This is a genomic window from Amycolatopsis sp. NBC_00348, assembly GCF_036114655.1.
In the GTDB taxonomy this organism is placed as follows: domain Bacteria; phylum Actinomycetota; class Actinomycetes; order Mycobacteriales; family Pseudonocardiaceae; genus Amycolatopsis.
Genome location: NZ_CP107994.1, coordinates 1,645,305 through 1,667,102 on the forward strand (window position 1 = coordinate 1,645,305; position 21,798 = coordinate 1,667,102).

Annotated in this window: 10 protein-coding genes and 1 pseudogene; 10 read left to right on the plus strand and 1 reads right to left on the minus strand. The window is 73.5% G+C overall.

What is annotated here, in order from left to right:
• Positions 1 to 123 precede the first annotated feature (123 nt).
• The 10 genes and pseudogenes from OHS58_RS07305 (at position 124) to OHS58_RS07350 (ending at position 19,779) form a co-directional block, all read left to right on the plus strand.
• On the plus strand, positions 124 to 6,489 hold the full coding sequence (locus OHS58_RS07305) for a type I polyketide synthase (RefSeq protein WP_328647627.1): 6,366 nt from the start codon (positions 124 to 126) through the stop codon (positions 6,487 to 6,489).
• A gap of 67 nt (positions 6,490 to 6,556) precedes the next feature.
• Positions 6,557 to 12,295 (plus strand): annotated as a pseudogene (locus tag OHS58_RS07310) (SDR family NAD(P)-dependent oxidoreductase); the annotation flags it as partial.
• A 115-nt stretch (positions 12,296 to 12,410) separates the two neighbouring features.
• Positions 12,411 to 14,123, plus strand: coding sequence for an AMP-binding protein (locus tag OHS58_RS07315; protein WP_328647629.1), 1,713 nt, complete (start codon positions 12,411 to 12,413; stop codon positions 14,121 to 14,123).
• Positions 14,120 to 14,989, plus strand: a complete 870-nt coding sequence (locus OHS58_RS07320) for a ferritin-like domain-containing protein (protein WP_328647630.1) — start codon at positions 14,120 to 14,122, stop codon at positions 14,987 to 14,989. The genes OHS58_RS07315 and OHS58_RS07320 overlap by 4 nt, the downstream gene beginning before the upstream one ends.
• The gene (locus OHS58_RS07325; protein WP_328647631.1) at positions 14,986 to 15,516 is read left to right on the plus strand and encodes a PaaI family thioesterase; all 531 of its coding nucleotides are present in this window, start codon (positions 14,986 to 14,988) and stop codon (positions 15,514 to 15,516) included. Before OHS58_RS07320 ends, OHS58_RS07325 begins: the two co-directional genes overlap by 4 nt.
• Positions 15,513 to 15,788 carry an acyl carrier protein gene (locus OHS58_RS07330; protein WP_326950601.1) on the plus strand — a complete coding sequence of 92 codons (276 nt, stop codon included), beginning with the start codon at positions 15,513 to 15,515 and terminating at the stop codon, positions 15,786 to 15,788. Before OHS58_RS07325 ends, OHS58_RS07330 begins: the two co-directional genes overlap by 4 nt.
• On the plus strand, positions 15,785 to 16,654 hold the full coding sequence (locus tag OHS58_RS07335) for an SAM-dependent methyltransferase (RefSeq protein WP_328647632.1): 870 nt from the start codon (positions 15,785 to 15,787) through the stop codon (positions 16,652 to 16,654). Before OHS58_RS07330 ends, OHS58_RS07335 begins: the two co-directional genes overlap by 4 nt.
• Positions 16,651 to 17,508: an acyl-ACP desaturase gene (locus OHS58_RS07340; RefSeq protein WP_328647633.1), complete on the plus strand. Its 858-nt coding sequence runs from the start codon at positions 16,651 to 16,653 to the stop codon at positions 17,506 to 17,508. The genes OHS58_RS07335 and OHS58_RS07340 overlap by 4 nt, the downstream gene beginning before the upstream one ends.
• A 14-nt stretch (positions 17,509 to 17,522) precedes the next feature.
• The gene (locus OHS58_RS07345) at positions 17,523 to 18,719 is read left to right on the plus strand and encodes a cytochrome P450 (protein WP_328647634.1); all 1,197 of its coding nucleotides are present in this window, start codon (positions 17,523 to 17,525) and stop codon (positions 18,717 to 18,719) included.
• A 385-nt stretch (positions 18,720 to 19,104) separates the two neighbouring features.
• Entirely contained in the window at positions 19,105 to 19,779 is a 675-nt protein-coding gene (locus OHS58_RS07350) for a fasciclin domain-containing protein (RefSeq protein WP_247052859.1), read from the plus strand.
• 329 nt (positions 19,780 to 20,108) lie between these two features.
• Here the strand turns inward: OHS58_RS07350 and OHS58_RS07355 are convergent, their stop codons facing one another.
• Positions 20,109 to 21,746: a vWA domain-containing protein gene (locus tag OHS58_RS07355; RefSeq protein WP_328647635.1), complete on the minus strand. Its 1,638-nt coding sequence runs from the start codon at positions 21,744 to 21,746 to the stop codon at positions 20,109 to 20,111.
• Positions 21,747 to 21,798: the final 52 nt, after the last annotated feature.

Consider the following 21,798-nt stretch of genomic DNA (forward strand, 5'->3'; position numbering starts at 1 on the left):
TTGGCGATCGCCGGTTCCATTTCTTCGGCGGGCAGTGCGTATATCGTCCTGAAATCGACGGCGCGGGCTGTCGTGGATAGTGATCCGATCCATTGTGTTCTCGCCGGAAGTGCGCTAGGCCGGGTGGCGGTCGTGCAGCGCGCGTGCGAACGCGCCGGCGTGGACGTCGACGACATCCGGTTCGCGTGGCACGGTGAATTCCGCTCCGGCCAGACGTCGCTGGCCGATCTCGAGGAGCCGGTCGACGCCGACGACGCGGTGACGGCCCTGCTGGAACTGACGGGCCGGTTCAGTGGGGGAGAGGCCACCGCCGTACTGAGTTCCCTCGACCACGCCGGGAACCACGCCGTCTTGGTGCTGGCCGAACCGCCGGTGCGTCCCGTGCCGGTGCGCGACCCGTTCCCGGTCGTGCCGTTGCTGCTGTCGGCCGACAGCCCGGAAAGCCTGCGCGGCCAAGCCGAAACCCTGCGTTCCCACCTCGACCGGCCGGAGGCGCCGGACCCGCTCGACGTCGCGCACACGCTGGCCCTCGCACGGCCGCACCTGACGCACCGCGCGGTCGTCCTCGGCGCCGACCGGGCGGAGCTGACCACCGGACTGGCGGACCTGGCCGCCGGCCGGAGCGCGGTGACGCGGGCCGGGACCGGGCGCAAGGTGGCATTGCTGTTCCCCGGCGAAGGCGGGCAGCGCCCGGGCATGGGCCGTGAGCTGTACCCGCGGCTCCCGGTGTTCGCCGCGGCCCTCGACGAGGTGTGCGAGCACCTGGACGCCGTGTCGGCCTGGTCGGTGCGCGACCTGCTGCTGGGCGACGCCGGCACCGCGGTCGCGCCCGAAGACGAGGCCCTGTACAGCCAGGACGCCCTGTTCGCGCTGCAGGTGGCGTTGTTCCGGCAGTTCGAGCACTGGGGCGTGCGCCCCGACTTCGTGGTGGGTCACTCGGTGGGGGAGCTGGCCGCGGCGACGGCCGCCGGGGTGTTCGCGCTGCCGGACGTCTGCGCGGTGCTCGCCGAGCGGATCCGCCTCTTCCGGGCGAAGACCACGGTCGGCGGCGCGATGGTCGCGCTGCGCGTCACTGAGGACGAGGCCCGCGCATCCCTGGCCGGGCTGGCGGACCAGGCCGCGATTTCGGCGGTCAACGCGCCGCGGTCGGTGGTCATCTCCGGCGACCGGGACGTCGTGCTGCGGATCGCCGGCGACTGGGAACGCCGCGGCCGCAAGGTCAAGCAGCTGGCCGTCGACCGGGCCTTCCACTCCCCGCACATGGCGCCGATGGCCGGCGACTTCGAGCGGTTCCTCCGCGGCCTGCCCACGCGGCCGCCGCGCATCCCGATCGTCCCGGTGCACCCCGGGCTCGGCACCGAGCCCGACGTCGTGTGCCGCCCCGAATACTGGGGCGCCCAGGTGCGCGGCACCGGGCACTTCGTCGGCTGCGTGCGGACGCTGGCCGCGGCGGGCGTGGACACCTACCTGGACATGAGCGCCAACGGCGTGCTCGCCGCGCTGGTCGAGGAGACGCTGCCCGCGGCCGCGAGCGGCGACGTGCTCGTGACGTCGGCCCTGCGCGACGGCCGGTCCGAGCTGCACGCGGTGCTGGGCACCGCGGCGGAGCTGCACAGCCACGGCGTGCCGATCACGTGGGGCGAGGTGCTCGGCGGGCGGCGCGTGCACCTGCCCACCGACGTCGCCGAACCCGCGGCGACCCGGACCGCGGACCTGCCCCGGCTGATCCGGGCCGAGGCGGAATCGCTGATCGGCGCGGACTTCCGGGCGGACCGGACCTTTCTGGAGCTGGGCATGGACTCCGTCGCGGCCGTGGAGCTGGTCCGCAGGCTGCGCCGGCGCACCGGGCTGCCGATCGCCACGACCGCGCTGTTCGACCACCCGACCCCGGAGCGGCTGGCCGCGCACCTGGACGGCGGCAGGCCCCGGCGAGCGGTCGTCGCGCCCCGGCGCACCGCCTCCGACGAGCCGATCGCCATCGTCGGGATGAGCTGCCGGTTCCCCGGCGGGATCCAGCACCCGGACGACCTGTGGCAGGTGGTCGCCGACGGCCGGACGGTCCTCGGGCCGATGCCGGAGGACCGCGGGTGGGACGTCGCCGCGCTGTACGACCCGGAGCGGCGGCGGCCGGGCACCAGTTACGTGCGCGAAGGCGGCTTCCTGCACGACGCCGCCGGGTTCGACAACGCGTTCTTCGGCATCGGCGGCCACGAGGCCCTCGAAATGGACCCGCAGCAACGGCTGCTGCTCGAGCTGGCCTGGGAGGCGTTCGAGCGGGCGGGCATCGACCCGGCGACGCTGCGTGGCAGCGACACCGGTGTCTACGCGGGCGTGGCCCACGACGACTACGGCACCGGCCCCGGGCACGGCGGTATCGGCACGCGCGAGAACCTGGCGATCGGGACCGTGTGCAGTGTCGCCTCCGGCCGGATCTCGTTCACCTTCGGCCTGCAGGGCCCCAACCTCTCCGTCGACACGGCGTGTTCGTCCTCGCTCGTCGGCGTGCACCTGGCCGCCACCGCGCTGCGCCGCGGCGAGTGTTCGCTCGCGCTGGCCGGCGGTGTGGCCGTGCTGTCCTCGCCCACCGTCTTCGTCGAGTTCAGCCGGCAGGGCGGGCTGGCGCCGGACGCGCGGGTGAAGCCGTTCGCCGACGGCGCCGACGGCACCGCGTGGGCCGAAGGCGGCGGCTTGTTCGTGCTGGAGCGGTATTCCGACGCCCGCCGCCACGGTCATCCGGTCCTCGCGCTGATCGCCGGCTCCGCCGTCAACTCCGACGGCGCGAGCAACGGCCTCACCGCGCCGAGCGGCACCGCCCAGGAGCGGCTGCTGGCCACCGCGCTCGCCGACGCCGGGCTGCGACCGTCCGATGTGGACGTCGTCGAGGCGCACGGCACGGGCACGAAGCTCGGCGATCCGATCGAGGCCGGGGCGCTGCTGGCGGCCTACGGCGCGCACCGCGCCCCGGACCGGCCGCTGCTGGTCGGCTCGCTCAAGTCCAACCTGGGCCACACCCAGGCCGCGGCCGGGGCGGCCGGCGTGATCAAGATGGTGCAGTCGATGCGCCACGGCACGGTCCCGGCGACGCTCAACGTCGACCGGCCCAGCGAGCACGTCGACTGGACGGGCGGCCTGCACCTGGTCACCGAGGCGACCCCGTGGCCCGAGGGAGCGATCCGGCGGGCGGGCGTCTCGTCGTTCGGCATCGGCGGCACCAACGCCCACGTGATCCTGCAGCAACCGCCGTCGCAGCAAGAGGTTCCGCGCCCGGCCGACACCGGCGTACCTCCACTGTGGACGATCTCGGCCGGGTCGCCGGACGCCCTGCGCGCGCAGGCCGCCCGGCTGGCCGCGCACTGCGCGGCCCACCCCGAACTGGCCGACCACGACCTCGGGTTCTCCCTCGCGACGACTCGCGCCGCGCTGACCCACCGGGCGGTGCTGACCTGCCGGGAAGCACTGACGGCGCTGGCGGCCGGGAAGACCGATCCCGGGCTCACCACCGGCGTCGTCGGCGAGGGCGGCCTGGCCTTCCTGTTCGCCGGACAGGGCAGCCAGCGCGCCGGGATGGGCCGTCACCTGCACGAGCGGTACCCGGCTTTCGCGCGAACCTTCGATGAGGTGTGCGCCGAGCTGGACCTCCCACTGCGGGACGTCGTGTTCGGCGTGGACCAGGACACCCTGGACCGGACGGAGTTCGCGCAGCCCGCGCTGTTCGCGGTCGAGGTCGCGTTGTTCCGGCTGCTGGAGCACTGGGGCATCCGGCCGGATCTGCTGCTCGGGCACTCGGTCGGCGAGCTGGCGGCCGCGCACGTCGCCGGCGTGCTGTCCCTGCCCGACGCGGGCCGGCTGGTCGCGGCGCGGGGGACGCTGATGCAGGCGTTGCCCGCGCAGGGCGCCATGTACGCGGTGGCCGCCACGGCGGACGAGGTCGCCGAGCTGCCCGCGGGAGTGTCGCTGGCCGCGGTCAACGGCCCCCGCTCGGTGGTGCTGTCCGGCAGCACCGACGCCGTCACCGCGGTGGCCGAGAGGTTCCGCGCGCGGGGCCGCCGCACCAAGCGGCTGCGCGTCAGCCACGCGTTCCACTCCGCGCTGATGGAGCCGATGCTCGACGACTTCCGGGCCGTCGCGAAGAGCCTGGACTACCGGCCGCCCCGGATCCCGGTCGTGTCGGACCTGACCGGCCGCGTGGCCACCGACGAGCAGCTCTGCTCACCGGACTACTGGGTCGACCACGTGCGCGGCACGGTCCGCTTCGCCGACGGCGTCCGCACGCTCGCCGACCAGGGCGTCACCACGTTCCTGGAGATCGGCCCGACAACGACGCTGACGGAAATGGTCGCGGAGTGCCTGGACGACGCCATGGACACGGCCGTGCTGCCCGCGCTGGCCGACGACGACGTCCTCGCCGCGGTCGCGGCGCTGCACGTGCGCGGCCACGGGCCGGACTGGGCAAAGTGGTACGCCGGGAGCGGGGCGCGCCCGGTGCCGTTGCCCACGTACGCCTTCCAGCGCAAACGGTTCTGGCTCCTGCCCGAATGGGCGCCGGAGCAGAACCGGGCCGACGCGGAGTTCTGGGCCGCCGTCGCGAGCGAAGACCCGCGCCGGTTCGGCGACCTGCTGGGCACCGACCTGGACGTCGCCGGCCTGCTGCCCGCGCTGGCGCGCTGGCGGCGCGGGCACGACCAGGACACCGAAGCGGACCGGCTGCGGTACCGGATCGGCTGGCAGCCGATCACCGGCCACGACGCCGCGAAGCGCGACTGGGTCGTCGTCCACCCCGCGGATCGGCCCGTGCCCGAGCCGATCCTCGCGGCGCTCGGCGGCACGGCGCTGGCCGTCGACGCCGGAGCCGGCCGTGCGGAACTCGCTGGGCTCCTCCGGGACGTCGAGCCCGGAGACGGCCTGGTTTCCCTGCTGGCGCTCGACGAACGGCCGCACCCGGCCGGGGTGCCCGCCGGGCTCGCGCTGACCACCGCGCTCGTCCAAGCCGCCGGAGACGTCGACCTCGACGTCCCGTTGTGGTGCGTGACGCAGGCAGCGGTGTCCACCGGCGCCGGCGACCGGCTCGGCGCGCCCGTGCAGGCCATGGTGTGGGGCCTCGGCCGGGTCGCGGCCCTGGAACACCCGCGGCGCTGGGGCGGTCTCGTGGACCTGCCGTCCACAGTGGACCACGCCGCCGCCGAGCGGCTGGCCGGAGTGCTGTCCGGCACCGAGGACCAGGTCGCCGTGCGTGCCTCCGGCGTGTTCGCGCGGCGGCTTCTGCGCGCCCCCGCCGTCGGCGCCTCGCCAGGACGCGCCTGGCCGCGGCACGGCACCACCCTGATCACCGGCGCGTTCGGCGCACTGGGCCGGCACCTGGCCCGCCGGCTGGCCGCCGAAGGCGTGCAGCGGCTGCTGCTGACCGGACGGCACGCCGACGACCCCGAGTTCGTCGCGGAGCTGACCGCGCTCGGCGCCGAGGTCGACGCGGTCGCCTGCGACGTCGCCGACCGCCAGGCCGTCGCGGATTTGCTGGCCGCGATCCCGGCCGACCGGCCGCTGACGGCGGTCGCCCACGCGGCCGGCGTGCTCGACGACGGCGTCATCGACGCCCTGGACCCGGACCGGCTCGCCCGGGTCCTGCGCGCCAAGGCCGACGGCGCGCGTCACCTGCACGAACTCACCGACGGCCTCGACGCCTTCCTGCTGTTCTCCTCCGCGACCGGCGCCGTCGGCAACGCCGGGCAGGCCAACTACGCCGCGGCCAACACCTACCTCGACGCGCTGGCCGAGCAGCGCCGTGCCGACGGCCTCGCGGCCACCGCGCTGGCCTGGGGCCCGTGGGGCGACGGTGGCATGGCGGACGCGGCGGCCGTCGGCAGCCGGTTGCGCCGCGGCGGCATGACCGTGCTCGACCCGGGTGTGGCCGTCGCCGCGCTGGCCACGGCCTACGCCCGCGACGAGTCCGGCCTGGTGCTCGCCGACGTCGACTGGGCGCGCTTCGGCACGGTCTTCGCCACGACCCGGCCCAGTCCGCTGCTGGCGGAGCTGCCGGAAGCTCACCGGAGTGCCGCCGAACCGCCGGAAGAGGCCCCCACGCTGCGGCTGGCCGGGCTCTCGGCAGCGCAACGGCGCCGCGAGCTGCGCGACCTGGTCTGCCGGCACACCGCGCTGATCCTCGGGCACGACTCCGCCGCGCGGATCCAGCCCGGGCGCCCCTTTCACGAGCAGGGCCTCAGCTCCCTGGGCGTCGTGGAGCTGCGCAACCAGCTCGGCGCGCGGACCGGGCTGCGGGTGCCCGCGAACGCGTTTTTCGACCACCCCACGCCGCTCGCGCTGGCCGGCTACCTGGAAGCGGGCCTCGCCGACGATCCGGCACCGGCGGCCGGCGAGCCCACCGAGCCCACCGAGCCCACCGAGCCCACCGAGTCCGCCGAGTCCGCAGCGGACGTGCTCAGCCGGGCCGAACGGGAAGTCTTGCTGGCACAGGAGGATCTCATCGATGGCTGACGACAACGCGGTGCTCGCCACGCTGAACCGGGTGACCACCGCCCTGCGGGACACCCGGGAACGGCTGCGCGTGACGCAGGCGCGAGCACGCGAACCGATCGCCGTCGTCGGGCTGGGCTGCCGGTTCCCGGGCGGGGTCGCCGACCCCGAGGCGCTGTGGCGGCTGGTCGAGGGCGGCCACGACGCCGTCACGGCGTTCCCCGCCGACCGCGGCTGGCCGGCCGACCTCACCGGCGCGGGCGGTTTCCTCTCCGACCCGGCGTGGTTCGACGCCGCGTTCTTCGGCATCGGCCCGCGCGAGGCCCAGGGTATGGACCCGCAGCAGCGGCTGCTCCTGGAGATCTCCTGGGAGGCGCTGGAGCGCGCCGGGATCGACCCGGCCTCGCTGCGCGGCTCCCGCACCGGCGTCTTCGCCGGGACCAGCGACCAGGACTACCGCCAGCTGCTGATGGCCCACCTCGACGACCACCCCGACCACCTCGCGACCGGCACCTCGGCGAGCGTGCTGTCCGGGCGGATCGCCTACCTGCTCGGGCTGGAGGGACCCGCGGTTTCGGTCGACACCGCGTGCTCGTCTTCGCTGGTGGCCCTGCACCTGGCCGTGCGCGCGCTGCGCGCGGGGGAGTGCGATCTCGCGCTGGCCGGCGGCGCGCTGGTGATGGCCACCCCCGGCATCTACCGCGCCTTCGAGCACCAGAGCGCGCTCGCCGCCGACGGCCGCTGCAAGGCGTTCGCCGACACCGCGGACGGCGTCGGCTGGGGTGAAGGCGCCGGCGTCGTCGTGGTGGAACGGCTTTCCGACGCTCTCGAGCACGACCACCCGGTCCTCGCCGTCGTCCGCGGCACCGCGGTCAACTCCGACGGCGCGTCCAACGGCCTGACCGCGCCCAACGGGCTGGCCCAGCAGCGGGTCCTGCGCGCCGCGCTGGCCGACGCGGGGCTGCGACCGTCCGATGTGGACGTCGTCGAGGCGCACGGCACGGGCACGAAACTCGGCGACCCCGTCGAGGTCGCGGCCCTGCAGGCCGTCTACGGCCGCGACCGAGACCGGCCGCTGGCCATCGGCTCGATCAAGTCCAACATCGGGCACAGCCAGGCCGCGGCCGGCGCCGCCGGGCTGCTCAAGGTCGTGCTCGCGCTGCGCCACCGGACCCTGCCCGCGACGCTGCACGCGGACCCGCCGTCGTCCCAAGTGGACTGGACCGGCGGTGGTGTCGAGGTGCTCACCGAGAACCGGCCCTGGCCGGCGGACGGCGAGCGGCCGCGCCGGGCCGGTGTGTCCGCGTTCGGCATCAGCGGCACCAACGCGCACGTCGTCGTCGAAGAAGCACCGGCTCGCACCGAGACTGTCCCCGCGAACGCGGCGCAGCTGCCGTGGGTGCTCTCCGCGCGCTCCGAGTCCGCGCTGCGGGCCCGGGCCGGGCAGCTGGCGTCCCAAGTGGACGGCCGGGATCCGGTCGCCATGACCCACGCGCTGATCACGACGCGCAGCACGTTCGAGCACCGCGCCGTCCTGCTCGACGACGACCCCGCGACCGCGCTCGACGCGGTGAGCCACGACGCCACCGTGCCCGGTCTCGTCCGCGGCACCGCGGACCTGGCCGGCAAGGTCGTGTTCGTCTTCCCCGGCCAGGGCGGCCAGTGGGCGGGCATGGCCGCGGACCTCCTGGAGAGTGCGCCGGTGTTCCGGGAGCAGCTCGAACGCTGCGCCGTCGCCCTCGCCCCGCACACGGACTGGGCCCTGCTCGACGTCCTGCGCCAGGCCCCGGACGCGCCGTCGCTGGATCGCGTCGACGTCGTGCAGCCCGCGTTGTTCGCGGTGATGGTCTCCCTGGCCGCCCTCTGGCGCGCCTCGGGGATCGAACCGGACGCCGTCGTGGGGCACAGCCAGGGCGAGATCGCCGCCGCCCACGTCGCGGGCGCGCTGTCGCTGGAGGACGCCGCGCTCGTCGTCAGCCGCCGCGCGAAAGCACTGACCGCACTGTCCGGCCTCGGCGGCATGGCCTCGGTCGAGCGGCCCGCCGAAAGCCTGCGCCTGGACGACCGGCTGGCGATCGCCGCGGTCAACGGGCCGGAGTCCGTGGTGGTCGCCGGGGACACCGCCGCCCTCGACGACCTGGTCGCCGAGCTGACCGCGGCCGGGGTCAAGGCGCGACGGCTCGGCGTCGACTACGCCTCCCACTCGCCCGCGGTCGAACGCGTCCGCGACCGCGTGCTCGCCGACCTCGCCCCGATCTCGCCGCGGGCCGCGGAGATCCCGTTCCACTCCGCGGTGACCGCGACCGTGCTCACCGGCACGGAGCTCGACGCCGAGTACTGGTACGACAACCTGCGCAAACCGGTGCGGTTCGCCGACGCCCTCGCCGGGCTCCCGGCGCCGGAGCACACGTTCTTCGCCGAGATCAGCCCGCACCCCGTGCTCGTCCCCGCGGTACTGGCGGCGGTCGGCGACGACGCCGTCGTCACCGGGACGCTGCGCCGCGGCGAAAGCGGCCGGGACGCGTTCTTCGCCGCGCTCGCCCGGGTGTACGTGCGCGGCCTCCGTCCGAAGTGGACGGAACTGGCCGAGCCCGGCCGCCCCGCGTTCGCCGAGCTGCCGACCTACCCGTTCGAACGCAAGCGCTTCTGGCTGGCGCCGAAGGAAACCCGGAGCAGCGCGCACCCGGTCCTCGACGCGCCGGTCGAGCTGGCCGACACCGGTGAACTCGTCCTGACCGGCCGGCTGTCGTCGGCGGAGACGCCGTGGCTGGCCGACCACCAGGTCCTGGACGCGGTCATCCTGCCCGGCACCGCCTGGCTCGAACTCGCCCTGCACGCCGGGGCGGCCGCGCAGTGCCCGGTCGTCAAGGAGCTCACCCTCGAACGGCCGCTGGTGCTGCCGAACGACACCACCGTCGCCGTCCAGCTGCGCGTCGGCGCGCCGGACGCGGCCGGGCACCGCGACCTGCGCCTGTACGCGAAGGCCGACGGCACGAAGTGGGAGCGCCACGGCGAAGGGCTCCTCGGCCGGCAGCCGGCGGACCCCGAGCCGATCGGCGCGTGGCCGCCCGAAGGCGCGGAACTCGTTTCGCACAGCGGTCATTACGCGACGCTCGTCGAGCGCGGCCTGCGGTACGGGCCCGCGTTCCAAGGCCTGCGCGCGGTCTGGCGGTGCGGCGACGACGTGTTCGCCGAGGTGGCCTGCCCGGTCGACACGCGCGGGTTCGCCGTCCACCCGGCCCTGCTCGACGCCGCCCTGCACGCGCTCGGGTTCGGCGCCGGCGGCCCGGTGGCCGACGGGCCGATGCTGCCGTTCAGCTGGACCGAGGTGACCGCGCACGCCACGCGCCCGGCGGCGCTGCGGGTCCGCCTGCGCGGCGCGGTGGGCGGCTCGGTGCGCCTCGACGTCGCCGACGGCGAAGGCGTGCCGGTGCTCTCGGTGGGCTCCCTGGTGCTGCGCCCGGCCACCGCGCGCGGCGACGTCCCCCGCGACGCGCTGTTCCGGACCAAGTGGGTCGAGGTGCCCGCCACGGGCAACACCGCACCGGGTGGCATCGTCGCCGTCGGCCTGGACACCGGCCGGTTCCCCGCGTTCACCGACCTGAACGCCCTGCGGGCCGCCGTCACGGCCGGGCAGCCCGTACCGAGCGCGGTCCTCGTCAGCGCGTCCGGCGACTCGGTGCGGGACGCCACCCACCGCGCGCTGGCTCTTGTGCAGTGGTGGCAGGTCTTCCCGGAGTTCGCGGCCTCGAAACTGGTGTTCCTGACCTCGGGCGCGGTCGCGGCCCGGAGCGGCGACGACGTTGCGGACCTGGCCGGCGCGGCCGTGACCGGCCTGGTCCGCTCGGCCCAGACGGAAGAACCCGGCCGGTTCGTGCTGCTGGACGCCGCCGACGTCACGCCGTTGACGGTGGCCGCCGCGCTGGGCACCGGCGAGCCCGAACTCGCGTTGCGCGGGGGAGTGCTGCTCGCGCGCCGGCTGGTGCGCGCTTTCGCCCCCGCGCCCACGCCGTTCGCCGACGCCGACGACGTCGTGCTGATCACCGGCGGCACCGGCACCCTCGGCGGGCTCCTCGCCCGGCACCTGGTCACCGGGCACGGCGTGCGGCGGCTGGTGCTGGCCGGCCGGCGCGGCCGCGCGCCCGAATTGGTCGACGACCTCGCCGAGCTGGGCGCGACGGCCGCCGTCGCCGCCTGCGACGTCGCCGACCCCGGGCAGCTGCAACGGCTGCTCGACGAGCACCGGCCGACGATCATCGTGCACGCGGCCGGAACGCTGGACGACGGCGTGCTGCCGGCCATGACCCCGGCGCGCCTCGACGCGGTCCTGCGGCCGAAGGCCGACGCGGCCCTGCTGCTCCACGAACTGACAAAAGACCGGCCGCTCAAGGCGTTCGTGCTGTTCTCCTCGGCCGCCGCGACCGCGGGCAGCGCCGGCCAGGCGAACTACGCCGCCGCGAACGCCGTCCTCGACGCGCTGGCCCATCGGCGCCGCGCGCTCGGCCTGCCCGCGATCTCCCTGGCGTGGGGCCTGTGGGCGGAGCGCAGCGACCTGACCCGCCACCTCGCGCCGACGCCGGATGCCTTGTCCACCAAGGAAGCGCTCGCCCTGTTCGACGCCGCCGTGTCGCTCGGCGACCCGGTGCTGGTGCCCGCCCGGTTCACCCTGGACGGCGCCGTCGACCGGCCGCTGCTGCGGGAGCTGGTCGAGCGGCCCGACACCCCGGACGACGACCTGCGCCACCGGCTGGACCGCCTCGGCGGGCCGGACCGGGAGCGGGCGCTGGTCGACCTCGTGCTGACGACGGTCGCGGGCACCCTCGGCCACGACGGCACCGGCGACCTCCGCCCGAACGCCGGTTTCCTCGAGGTGGGCGTCGACTCGCTGGCGGCGGTCCGGATCCGCAACCGGCTGGCCGGGGTGCTGCGGCTGCGGCTGCGCGCGACGGTGACCTTCGACCACCCGAGCCCGGTGGTGCTGGCCCGGCACCTGGCCGAGCTGCTGGCCACCGGCGCGGAGGACGTCATCGACGAGGAAGGCGCGCGGATGCGCGAGTCGGTGCTGAGCACTCGCGACACCGACTGGCAGGAGACGCGCCGGTTCGTCACGTCACTGCAGGAGGTGTCGCAACCGCCCCAACCGGTCCGGCTGGCCACCGGCTCCCGGCACCCGGCGCTGGTGTGTGTGCCGGGCATCGTCGGCATGTCCGACCCGGTGCAGTTCGCGCGGCTGGCCAAGTCCTTCCAGGGCGACCGGGACGTCTGGGCGGTGCGCCACCCCGGCTACCGCCGCGCCGAGCCGTTGCCGAAGAGCCGGGACCTGCTGCTGGACCTGCACGCCGCTGGGCTGCGCGCCGAACTGGGGGACGAGCCGTTCGTGCTGGCCGGGCTGTCCGCCGGCGGCCTGGTCGCCTACCAGATCGCCCGGCGGCTGCGGGAACAGGGCAGCCCGCCCGCCGGGGTGGTGGTGCTGGACAGCTACGTCCCCAGCGAGCACCAGCGGCTGGTCCGCCTGCTGCCCGGGCTCGGCGAGGAAGCCCAGGCCCGGATGGACAACCCGAACCACGCGGTGCCCGGTGACGACGGCTGGATCACCGCGATGCTGCACTACCAGGAATTCGACTGGACACCGGAGGAACTGCCGATTCCCGTGCTGTTCGTGCGCGCGGCCGAACCGCTGGAAGGCTGGCCCGCTGATTGGGAACCCGAATGGCCCTTCGAGCACACCCTCGCCGTGGCGCCCGGCAACCATTTCACCATGCTGGAAGCCCACGCCGCGGACACCGCGGGACTGATCGACGGCTGGATGCGCAAATCCCTGGAATGACCACGGGTAAGCGCTTTCGAAGACGAGTGGTTCTACCAGAAACGCCATCGCCGGCTTTGCCTGAACGCCGGGAAAAGCCAAAATCGAGAACGCAGCCGACTCGAGGGGAATCCGCGTGCAGCGACCCGAGCGCAACGCCCGACTGGCCGGGCGGACCCTGGGCGAAAGCCTGGCCCTGCTGGCCGGCTCCACCCCGGACGCCCGTGCGAGATTCCCCACCGCCGGCGACGAGATCACCGCCACTGAGCTGGACCTGGCCGCCACCGCGGCCGCCCACGGGTTCCTCCGCGCCGGCGTCCGCCCCGGCGACGTCGTCGGCGTGCTGGTGCCCACCGCGGCCCGGTTCCTCACCACGATCTACGGGCTCTGGCGCGCCGGCGCCGCGGTCAGCGTGCTGCCGATCCAGGCCGGCTTCGCCGACGTCGCCAACACCGCGCGCCGGCTCGCCCGCATCGTGACCGCCGCGGGCATGCGCCACCTCGTGCTCGACCCCGCCCACGCCGACCTCGGCGACGCGCTCCGCGGCCTCGGCACCGGCGTCACGCTGGTGCCGCCGTCCGCGCCCAGCGGCACCGGTGACGCGCGTGCCCTGCCCACCGTCGATCCCGCGTCGCTGGCCATCGTGCAGTTCACCTCGGGCAGCACCAGCCGGCCCAAGGGCGTGATGCTGCCGCACGAGACGACCATGGCCGGGCTCCGGTCCTGCGTGATCGCGGGGGAGTTCACCGCCGGCGACGTGTTCCTGCAGTGGGTGCCGACCTTCCACGACATGGGCCTGATCGGGCTGCAGTCGCACTGGCTCAACGGCGCCGACGTGCACGTCTTCGCCCCGACGACCTTCCTGCGGCGGCCGGGCGCGGTGCTGGCGCACTTCGCCGCGCACGGCGGCACCGTGATGACCGGCCCCAACTTCTCCTACGACTACCTCGTCGACCGCGTCCCGGCGGAGGAACTGGCCACGTTGGACCTGTCCCGCTGGCGGCTGGCGTTCAACGGCGCGGAACCGGTCAGCGCGGCGACCGTGCGCCGGTTCACCGAGGCCCTGAAACCCAGCGGGGTGGCCGAATCCGTGATGTACCCGGTGTACGGCATGGCCGAGGCCACCCTGTCGATCAGCTACCCGGACCCCGGCAGCACCGCGCGCGTCCGCGCCGTGGACCGCCAGGAGCTGGGCGCCACCGGTGTCGCGCGGCCGGTCGCCGAGACGGCGCCGACGGCCAAGCCGGTCGTCTCGGTGGGCCGCGCGGTGCACGGCATCGACCTGCGGGTGGTCCGCGACAGCGGCGCGGTCGCCACCGACGGCGAGTTCGGCGAGATCCAGATCGCCGGGGACCCGGTGACCACCGGCTACTTCCGCGACCCCGGAGCGACCGCCGCCGCGTTCGACGGCCGCTGGCTGCGCACCGGGGACCTCGGCTTCCGGCTCGACGGCGAGCTGTACGTGACCGGGCGGCGCAAGGAGATGGTCGTCGTGCACGGCCAGAACTTCTTCCCCGACGACGTCGAGCGCGTCGCCCGGACCGTGCCGGGGGTCTACCGCGGCCGGTGCGTCGCCTTCTCCGACACCGACGACGAAGGCGGCGAACGGATCGGGGTGATCGTCGAGACCGGGTCGGACCCGGCCGGCGTGTGCGAGGAAGTGCGCCGCCGCGTCGCCGCCGAAGTCGACCTCGCGCGGGTGGCGATCTACCCGGTGAAACCCCGCTGGATCCCGCGCACCACCAGCGGCAAGTGGCAGCGGGTGCTCGCCGCTCGCCGCGTCACCGCCGGCGAAGCCGACGGCATGTTCCCGGAAAGCGCACACGACGGCCGAGGAGAACGGGTGTGAACAACAGGACGACATCGCGGGCCGGCGTACCCCTGCTGGCCGACGAGGAAATGCACAGCGCCAGGATCTTCGCCGACTACCAGCACGCGACGTGGGAGCTGCACCACATCCCGTGGGACTCCTTTCAAGCCGATCTGGTGAAGCCCGAGCACATCATCTTCGCCAAGGGCGCCATCATCGGCGAGTCCAACGTGGTCGCGGCGACCCACGGGCTGCTCAACGAGTTCGGCATGGACTACGACTTCTCCCAGTTCACCTGCATCTGGGGCTACCAGGAGATCCAGCACCACCTGGCCTTCCAGACCTGGCTGCAGCTGGCCGGGCACAGCATCGAGCACCGCACGATCGCGTCGATGCGGGAGGCCTACCCGCCGGGGGTCACCCGGGCGGCGACGCTCGCCACCAACGTCATCTGCGAGGTGCTCGCCACCCACGCCTACAAGTGCGTCGCCCGCAGCATGGAAGAACCGGTGCTGGCCGAGATCCTGCGCAAGGCGAGCGGCGACGAAGCCCGCCACGCCCGCGAGTTCGTGCACTACACCGCGCAGCAGCTGGCCGACCGGCCCGAGGAGCTCGTCTCGGTCTTCGAGACCCTCTACATCTACATGGGCACCACCCGCGACCTCTACCGCCACCCCGTCAGCCGCTTCAAGGGTGACCTGCCCGAGCTGGCCGGCCACGAGACGATCGACGAGATGTTCGCCTACTTCGCCGAGGTCGACGAGGACGGCACCGAGTGGGCCAAGTGCTGCGAGCAGCTGTTCAAGTACTTCTCCACGATCACCGGCTACCCGCTGACGAAGATGGCGGACGTCCGCCGCGCGATCGTCGACGAGTCGCTCAAGGCCGAGGCGGCGGTCGGATGACCGTCGCCGCGCACCAGCCGGGGGAGGAGATCGAATTCCCCTGGCACACCGAGCCTTCCTTCAACTGCTTCGGCTGCTCACCGCACAACCCGATCGGGCTCAAGCTGCGCATGCGCAGACTGTCCAATGGGGACTACGCCGCCGAGACGGTGTTCTCCGAGGACTACGCCTCCTACCCGGGGATCGTGCACGGTGGCATCGTCCAAGTGCTGCTGGACGAGGTCATGGGCGACACCCTCGCGCTGGTGCACGGCATGCTCGCGTTCTCGGTGACCCTGCGCAGCCGGATGCTGCTGCCGCTGCGCGTCGGCGTCCCGTACACGACGACCGCGCGGATCACCGGCCGCGGCCACGGGGTGCTGCACACCGAGGCCGAGATCACCGGGCCGGACGCCGAGACGCACGTCATGGCGGGCGGCACCTTCCAGCCGATCCGCTCCGAGCAGGCCCGGACCCTGATGGACCTGGACGAGGCCGCCTTCGGCCGCGTCCGGCACTACTTCGACCACGGAACAGGAGAGTCATGACCGCCGAATCCGCCACCCGCGAAGACATCGCGTCCGTCACCGCCGAGTACCTCGCCGGCGAGCTGAAGATCCCGACGGGCGAGATCGCCGCCACCGACGTGCTCCGGGACCTCCCCGGCGCCGACTCGATGAAGATGCTGCGCGTGGTGGCCAAGCTGGAGCGCCGCTGGGACGTCGAGTTCGAGGACGAGGAGATCTTCGCGGTGAAGACCGTCGACGAGCTCGTCACGCTGGTGCGGAAGGGCATCGGCGGCGACCTGGCGGAGTCATGACGGCGACGACCCCGCAGCAGGCCCGTGAGGCGACGAACAAGCACTACGAGCTGCCGCCCGAGCTGTTCGCGCTCTACCTGGACCGCCGCCTGAAGTACAGCGCCGGGCTGTACCCCGACGAGCACACCGACCTCGACACGGCGCAGACGAACAAGCTGCACTTCGTCGCGCGGCAGCTGGGCCTGAAGGGCGGGGAACGGCTGCTCGACGTCGGCTGCGGCTGGGGCAGCCTGATCCTGTTCATGGCCCAGGAGTACGGCTGCCGCACCACCGGCGTGACGCCGTCCGGCCCGCAGGCCGAGTACATCCGGGCGCGCGCGGCCGAGGCCGGCGTCGCCGAGCTGATCACCCTGGTGCCCGGCTCGTTCACCGACGTCGAGCCGGCCGGGCGCTTCGACGCCGTGACCATGCTGGGCTCGATCGTGCACATGCCGGACCGGACCGAGGTGCTGCGCAAGGTCCGCGGCCTGTTGCGGCGCAACGGATCGCTGTACGTCTCGGAGAGCTGCTTCCGCGACCACGAGACGTACCGCGAGTTCTCCCGGCGCCCGGGCACCGTGCACGTCACCGAGGACATCTTCGGGTTCGCCGACATGGTGCCCGCCTCGGTGCTGCTGGAAGCGCTCGAATCGGCGGGGTTCAGCCTCACCGGCCTCACCGACCTGACGGCGCACTACCACCGCACCATCGAGCAGTGGGAAGAGCGCGTGCACGCCGCGCGCGACCGCGTCGAGCAGGTGGCGCCCGGCATGAGCGAACCGCTGATCCGGTACCTGCAGACGGCCAACGCCGGCTGGGGGTACACCACCAAGCACTACGCCCTGACCGCGGTGAAGTCCCGGATGGGCCCCACGGAGGCGCCATGAACCAGCCCGACGCGTCCGACGGCCCGGCGGACCTGGACCCGGCCGAGATGCGCCGGCTGGCCGGGGCCGCCGTCAGCCGCGCGGGCACCCGCCAGTGGTCGGTCGACGACCTGCCCTGGGAGTCCCTGCGGCCGGAGGAACTCACCGAGACCGACTGCTCGGTGGTCCGGTTCATCACCTTCATCGAGGACCACATCCCCGGCTACCTCACCTACTTCCTCCAGGCGTTCCCGGTGTCCGGCGGCGACCAGGCCATCGAGGAGTTCTGCTTCAACCGCGAGTACTTCCGGTTCCTGATCTCCTGGGCCAACGACGAGGAGCGGCACGCGTCGGTGCTGACGCGCTACCAGATCGAGGCGGGCATCAGCGACCCCGACACCCTGATGTGGGAGCTGGCGCGGGAAGGCAGCAAGAAGTTCGCCCTGCCCTACGAGACCCCGGTGCAGGCCTTCACCTACACGCTGGTGCAGGAAAAGGCGACGCAGCTGTTCTACCAGCGGTTCAAGGCGGTCGCGACCGAGCCCGTGCTGCGCTCCCTGCTGCACCGGCTGGCCCGCGACGAGGCCCGGCACTTCGCGTTCTACAGCGAGCTCGTCACCGCCTACATCCGCCGGCACGGCCTCGCCGCGACGGTGCCCGACCTCAAGGACGTGCTCGCGACGTTCCGGATGCCGCTGGCCGACACGCTCAAGGGGTACTGGCGGTGGTCGGTGAAGATCACCGACGCCACGTCGTACGACCACACCGAGGCCTACGACGCGCTGGTCCGGCTGGTGACCGGCTTCGCGGGTGAGAGCGGCCGGGCGTCGGCGGCGGACCTGACCGGGTTCGTGCACCGCATCCGCGCGATCTGAGGGACGGGAACCAGATGACCACGCTGTTCGACCCCCGCGATCCCGCGGTGCGCACCGACCCGTACCCGGTGTACCGGCGCCTGCGCGAGACGGACCCGGTCCACCGGTCGGACTTCGGCTTCTGGGTGCTCTCCCGCTACGCCGACGTCGACGCCGTGCTGCGCGCGCCCGGGGTGTCCAGCGAGTTCTACCGGAACCCGAGCTGGGCCCAGCGCCGCGGCGGCCTGGACAGCCCGCTGGTGCGCAGCGTGCGGAGCTGGCTGCTGATGCTCGACGGGCCCGCGCACCGGCGGATCCGCGGCGTCATCGGCAAGGTCTTCACCCGCGCCGCCGTGGACCGGCTGCGCCCGCGCGTCGCCGCCGAGACGAACCGGCTGCTCGACGCCGCCGGCGAGGGCCGCACCGACCTGATCGCGAGCCTCGCGCTGCCCCTGCCGGTCACCGTGACCTGCGACCTGCTCGGCCTCCCGACGGACGACCGCGACCGGTTCCGGCGCTGGACCGAGCAGATCAGCCGGGTGATCGACCCGGCGATCACGGCCGCGGACGTCGCCGAGCTGAACCGGGCGGAAACCGAGTTCCGCGCGTACGTCACCGGAGAGCTCGACCGCCGCCGCGCCACCCCGCGTGACGACATCCTGTCGCTGCTCGCCCACACCGAGGTGGACGGCGTCCGCCTGACCGACCACGAGATCATCGCCAACGTGCTGTTCCTGTTCGTCGCCGGCCACGAGACCACGGTGAACCTGATCGGCAACGGCCTGCTCGCGCTGCTGCGCCACCCCGGGCAGCTGAAGCTGCTGCGCGAGCACCCCGAGCTGATCCCCGGCGCCATCGACGAGATCACCCGCTTCGACGCGCCCGTGCAGATCGCCTCGCGGCTGCTCGACGACCAGGTCGTGCTCGACGACGTCGCCCTGCCCGTCGGCTCGAAGGTCATGCTGCTGTTCGGCGCGGCCTGCCGTGACCCGGAGCGCTACGCGGACCCGGAACGCCTCGACGTCACCCGGACCGGGATCAAGAACCTGGCGTTCAGCGGCGGCCCGCACTACTGCCTCGGCGCGGCGCTCGGGAAGATGGAGGCCGCGACCGTGTTCCGGGCGCTGCTGGACCGCTACCGCGTGATCGAGCTGACCGGCGAGGAGCTGTGCTGGCGGCCCAACGTCAGTTTCCGCGGGCTGGAACGGCTGCCGCTGGACCTCGCGCACTGAGCCGGGCGCGAATGCGGCGATCCAGCCGGTAGGTGCCGAGCGTGGAGCCACCACGGGCGCCCTGCTCGGCGATCAGCTCCATCGTGGCCGGCACGATCTGCTCCCGCTGCGCCCGGTGGTGACCGACCGCTGGTCATCGTCGTGTACTCGCCCAAGTGCACGGCCGCGCGGCGACGCCTTCCGTCACTCGATCGAGGGAGATGACAAAAGCGACCTGTCCGGCGGCGCGACGGCTGCGAACAAGGGGCATACCCGGGAACGAGCCGGGTGAAGTTCTCCGCCGATCGGCCAATCCGATCCGGCGGGAGCGCCGAACCACCGCCAGTACCCTGGGCAGATCCACAGTGGACTGTCTCCGCCGCCGCAATCCGTGGAGTGATTTCGCATGAGCAAGCTTCGTATCGCCGGTATCGGCCTGACCGCGGTCGCCGCGCTGGCCCTGACCGCGTGCAGCAGCAACGACACCGCCTCTTCGGGCTCGGCGAGCAGCAGCGCGTCCGCGCCGGCCCCGATGTCCTCCTCGGCCGCCGCGCCGGCCGGTGGTGCCACCGACGGCGTGACCACCAACGCCGACGTCTTCGGCCCCGCCTGCTCGCAGCTGCCCCAGGGCTCTTCGCCCGGTTCGCTGGACTCGATGGGCCCGCAGCCCGTCGCCTCGGCCGCGTCGACGAACCCGCTGCTGACCAAGCTCGTTGCGGCCGTCAAGGCCACCAACCTGGTCGACACCCTCAACAGCGCCCCCGCCATCACGGTGTTCGCGCCGGCCGACCCGGCCTTCGCCGCGTTGGGTGACGCGAAGTTCAACGAACTCGCCGGGAAGCCGGCCGAGCTGTCGCCGATCCTGCAGTACCACGTCGTCGGCAAGCGTTACGACGCCAAGGGCCTTGCGTCCGCCGGCACGCTCGACTCGCTGAACGCCGCGGGTGGGCCGCTGAAGATCGAGGGCACCGGGGACAACATGACCGTCAACGGCGCGAAGATCCTGTGCGGCAACATCCCCACCAAGAACGCCACCGTCTTCGTGATCGACAAGGTGCTGACCCCGGGCACCAACAAGTAACACCGGATCTCCCGGGCCACCTCACCCCTCCCGCGCGGGTGGTCCGGTGACAGCAGGCCGCCGCGGCTCCGCCAACTCGGAGCCGCGGCGGTCGCGTCGCATCCACGAGGTGACGCGCCCTCGTGGTCTCCGGCCTGGCGGCGGGTTGCAGGAGATCCGCCGCCGGGGGACGCCGAAGCGGCGGCGTTCCGCCGGTCGCCGGCTCTGCCGGTTCACTCCAGGGCAGGGCCGGCGGCCGGCCCTCGGTCTCGCCGGCCGTGAAGTGCTTTCCGGCAACGGAAACGAAGGCCACCTCGGGACGCGCCCGAGGTGGCCTTCTGAATCATCTCCTACTGCTCGGTGGAGAGCTGGAACTCGACGCCGCCGAGGTCGTCCTTGCCGTCGGACTGCGACATCCGGAACACGAACTCACCGCCGGCCGCCGCGTCGGTCGCGGTGAACGTCACCGCGGTTTCGAGGCGTTCCTTCGGCTCGATCACCAGGCCCTGCAGCGTCGCCTGCCGCGGGTCGACGATCTCGACCTGCGTGTCCCCGACCGGCCGGACACCGACGCCCTTCTGGCCGCTCTGGCGCCAGCGCTCGGCGAGCACCTTGCCGAGGTCGACGACGACCGTGCCGGGCCCGCCCGCGAACGGCTTGCCGGGCTGGGTGAAGACCAGGTCCGTGGTCAGCCGGTCGGCGACCGGGTTGCCCAGGGTGAACGGGTGGGTGGTGCCCACGCCGGGCTTGAGCTTGATCGTGTCGACGTTGTGCCACGCGATGTTGTTGTTGTTCCGCGTGTTGGTGAGCGTGTTCGACCCGGGCAGCTCGGGGGAGGTCATCGGGTCGGTCGCGGAGATCCACCGGGCCAGCAGGCAGAAGTGGCCGGGACCGGGGACGCCGGCCCACAGGACCGGGACCTGCACGGACCCCGGGGCCACGGTCACCGTCGCCGAGGAGCCGACCGGGACCCAGTCCGTCGGCCACAGGGCCGCGCCGCCCTGCGCGGTGTAGGAGACCTCCACGTGGCCGGTCGACGCGCCGGAGCCGTACGGGCCCGGGTTGTTGAGCGTGACCACGACGTAGTTCGTCGCGCCGACGACCGGGTTGATCGAGGCGCACGGCGGCAGCGACGCGCACACCTTGATGTCCGGGCTCGTCCAGATCGGGTTCAGCGCGTGCGGCGCGACGCCCGTGTCCGCGGCGGCGTCCTTGATGAACACGTCGGTCTTGCGGCAGTTCTTCAGCGCGTCGAGGATCGCGGTCCCCGCGCCCGCGCCGCTGGCGGGCGTCGCGGCGTAGGTGCCGCCGGTCGTGGTGGCGTAGTCCTGCATGATCGTCGGGATGACCGGGTAGGCCGTGCTCGTCTGCACGTAGACCGACGAGATCTTGATGCCCTTGGTCGCCGCCTGGACCGCCCGGAGGTGGGCGTTCGCCTGGTCGGCCGCCGCGAAGGCGTCGTCGAAGCCGCCGGGGCGGGCGTCGGTCACCAGGATGACCATCTTCGTCGCGTTGCTGCGCCAGACGCCGGCGAAGTTGCCGACCTGCGGCCGCCCGGTGGCGGGCAGGTTGTTGACGGCCGTGTTGACCGCCTCGTCGGAGGCTTCGGGTTCGTTGTTCCCGCCGGTCGCGGTCAGGGCGTTGATCTGCGGGGTGACCGTGGCCAGGTTGAGCGCGGTGAGGTCGCTGTGCACGGTGATGTTGTCCTTGAACGTCACCAGGCCCAGCTTGTAGTCGTTGCCGGAGTTGGTCTGCACCGCGGTGGCGATGTTGCCCAGCTCGTTCTTGATGTTGGTCAGGGCCGGGCCCATGCTGCCGGTGTCGTCGATGACGAAGGTGACGTCGAGCGGCCCGCACGGCGAAGTGGGGGCCGGGGCCACGGCCGGGGTGGCGGCGGCGGTGAACACGGGCAGGAACGTGGCCGCGACGGCGACCGCGAGCGCGGCGGCGAACGGTCTGCGGCGCCGGTGGCGCAGAGTGGTGCTCATCGGGGTTTCCTCACGGGAGTGGGGGCTGGACTGCCACCGAGCGTCGCCCCGC